We start from the raw sequence: 2,687 nt of genomic DNA, 5'->3' as shown, positions 1-2,687 counted from the left end.
TTCCATTTCTTCCATCACCATAAGCTATAATGAGAGCCTCAATATAGACCTTTCCGATTAGAGAAATTCCTGCTACTTTCTGAACGTATTCTATAAGTTCACTATCTTTAACAAAAAATGTATCCAAGGCAGCAAGCCATATATCCATATTTTCATCACTTGGATCGACAGATGTTTCTTTTGTTATATAGTCTTCTGCCTTATGCTCTCTACATTCTCCAGTTTTCAAATCAACTGTAAAAGAAGGAGTATTTAACAAGAACTCATCCGTATCAAGATCTCTTTGGTCTATTTCAAGCATTGGCTTTGATTCTTTTAAAGTTGCATGAATGGCTCTGGTGTCACCTCGTTTTATAGCATATTTCTTATATGCCTCTAAAGATATAAGTTTATAGTATATAGATTTTTGATTTTTATCAAAAACCTCCATTGCCTTTTTCTCACTCATCGAAGACATTATATCCCTAACTCCAGATTTCTTAATATCATCATCCATCTTCAAAAGTTCATTGTCTATTTCTTCTATTTGCTTTAGAACCAATTCTTGAGAGTATCCTTGTGCTTTTAGTTCAGATTCCTCCCAGTAGGAATCGTTGTAAACAAGAAAACCTGTAGAAGGAGAAAATCGAATACTGTCTTTATATTCTCTTACAAAAACTTCTGCTTGACCTATGTCTGAAAATTCAGAAGGCCTTAAATTTATGCCTTCAGTATATTCTTCAGGTGGAACATAATCTTCACTTGCAGCTACCTTTTTATAGAATTTACAAGCAGACCTCCATATTTGTTCCAGTTCATCATCTGGAAGTGGTGGTGAGCAAAGACTAGCTTTTTTATCGAATAATTCTCTTGCCTCATCTGTATTTCCATATCGAATTAGAACCCTACCAGCAAAATGGTTCATAGTTGAATTTCTAGAGCCTTGCTGAATCAAGTCTTGAGAATTATCAAAATCCTCAAAGTCATCTTTTAGAATATCAGTTATATATTTCCTTCCCCTAACTATTTCAACGGCAGGATTCTTAACTCCAAAGAAAAACCTCGCTCCATCTAAGGCATTTCCATCAAAGAAAGTATAAGTCTCTGCCAACCTTTCTTTTAATCCCACATAGTCATCAAGATTTGTAATCTTAGGAATTGGAAAATATATGTGCATCCTTGGTCTTGCAGCTTTTCCATTTTTTTCTTTTCTATGGTTTCTGCTGTAAACTATGGCAAATTTAACTCCATCAAATATTCTCTTTAAATCATTCATTGAAATCCAATCATCTGGATTTTCTGAATGGTCGTTGTCTATATCCATTGGAATACATTCTGACTCTATAAAATTATCATTGGACCTGTAGGAATTTTTATACTTAGCCATTACATGGTCAAAACTTGCTGCTTTCTCAAATGACCTAACATCTAATGCATCCATCTCATTTGGATAAACACAGTTTGACTCCACTCCTATTAAATTCGAGGTATATATTTTCAATTAGGCTACCTCCTTTATATATCGAATCTTCATTTTTCTCTTCTCAGCAACTCTTATTTCTTCTGCCATTCCAGGACTTATGTTGTCACCAAAGACCCATACTTCTTCACATTTTCCAAGAAGGACATAATTAAAATGCATGGCAAGTCTTCTCTCACTTTCATCACTCATAAACTGAGGAAATAAAAGATGTGGTGCTATAGGAATATTTCCTTTATCTAAGGCATATCGAGAATAAGTTCTTGCCTTAATTACATTATTTTTAATATCTCCAGAAAATGGACTGCAGATATATACCAAGGGATAGTATCTCTTCTCTGCATTTTTAATTGCTTGATAAGGAGTGGGATCCTTGCACCCACTCCCGTTGTATAGTTCCTTATTCATAAATATCCCTCATTGTTTCACTACAAGTATTACAGCAAACTTGAGTAGAAAATAAATCTCCCTCTTCCAATACTTCAACTAAATCGACTCGAACTTCTTTTCCGCACTTTGGACAGGTGCAAAATACATTCTCATCATTTATTTCAATGCTTACTTCCATGACATCATTTATTTTTTCTTTAACATAAAACATGAATAAACCTCCATTAATCTTTTTTATAAAATTCGCTTTCAAATCCATCTGCATCAAGAATAAGTCCTGTCGCCCAACAAGGAACTATGGACATGATTTCATTTATTTCCTCGACACTAGATGAATCACTTTCTATTACAACTTCATCATGGATATGCATGACAATATTAAAACCTTTTTTCTCAAGTCTCATCATAGCCTCTGCTAAAATATCTCTGGCTATTGCTTGAACTATATTCTCTACAAATTTTCCACCATAGGATTCAATCTTGTCCCACTTGTTTCCTACTACGACTCCTTCATAGACTACTGATTCTCCACCAAATCGATTCATCCCGATTTTTGCTTTTGGATAAGCAAGTCTTCTTTTTGAAGGAAGTTCTATAAAAAGAATGCCTTTTTCATAGCTAATAACTAGGCTCTTATATTTTTCTTTAGTTCTAGTCTTTACAACCCTTCTTACGACTGAATCTATGTCCCACCAAAGACTCACTATATTTGGATTAGCCTCTCGCCAGGAATCAACTATTGATTGAAGTTCATCTTCAGATAAACCCATCTCAATGCCACCCATTGCTTTAAGAGCACCTAAGGCTCCTTGGTAGCCACAGTTGTGAACTAATTTCC

3 protein-coding genes and 1 pseudogene are annotated in these 2,687 nt (G+C 34.6%); all 4 read right to left on the bottom strand.

Annotation, left to right across the window (positions count from 1 at the left end; translation table 11 throughout):
* Positions 1-1,480, bottom strand: a 1,480-nt coding sequence (locus RQ893_RS09000) for a DNA primase (RefSeq protein ID WP_311482669.1), incomplete at its 3' end; no start/stop codon positions are given.
* Positions 1,481-1,867, bottom strand: a complete 387-nt coding sequence (locus tag RQ893_RS08995; RefSeq protein WP_311482668.1) for a DUF4406 domain-containing protein — start codon at positions 1,865-1,867, stop codon at positions 1,481-1,483.
* Positions 1,860-2,060 carry a hypothetical protein gene (locus tag RQ893_RS08990; RefSeq protein WP_311482667.1) on the bottom strand — a complete coding sequence of 67 codons (201 nt, stop codon included), beginning with the start codon at positions 2,058-2,060 and terminating at the stop codon, positions 1,860-1,862. The genes RQ893_RS08995 and RQ893_RS08990 overlap by 8 nt, the downstream gene beginning before the upstream one ends.
* Before the next feature lie 13 nt (positions 2,061-2,073).
* Positions 2,074-2,687, bottom strand: a pseudogene (locus RQ893_RS08985) (hypothetical protein); the annotation flags it as partial.

This window comes from uncultured Anaerococcus sp. (assembly GCF_963510915.1).
Classification (GTDB): Bacteria; Bacillota; Clostridia; order Tissierellales; family Peptoniphilaceae; genus Anaerococcus.
The sequence above is the reverse complement of the archived record's forward strand: the minus strand, read 5'-3'. Positions and strand labels throughout refer to the sequence as shown.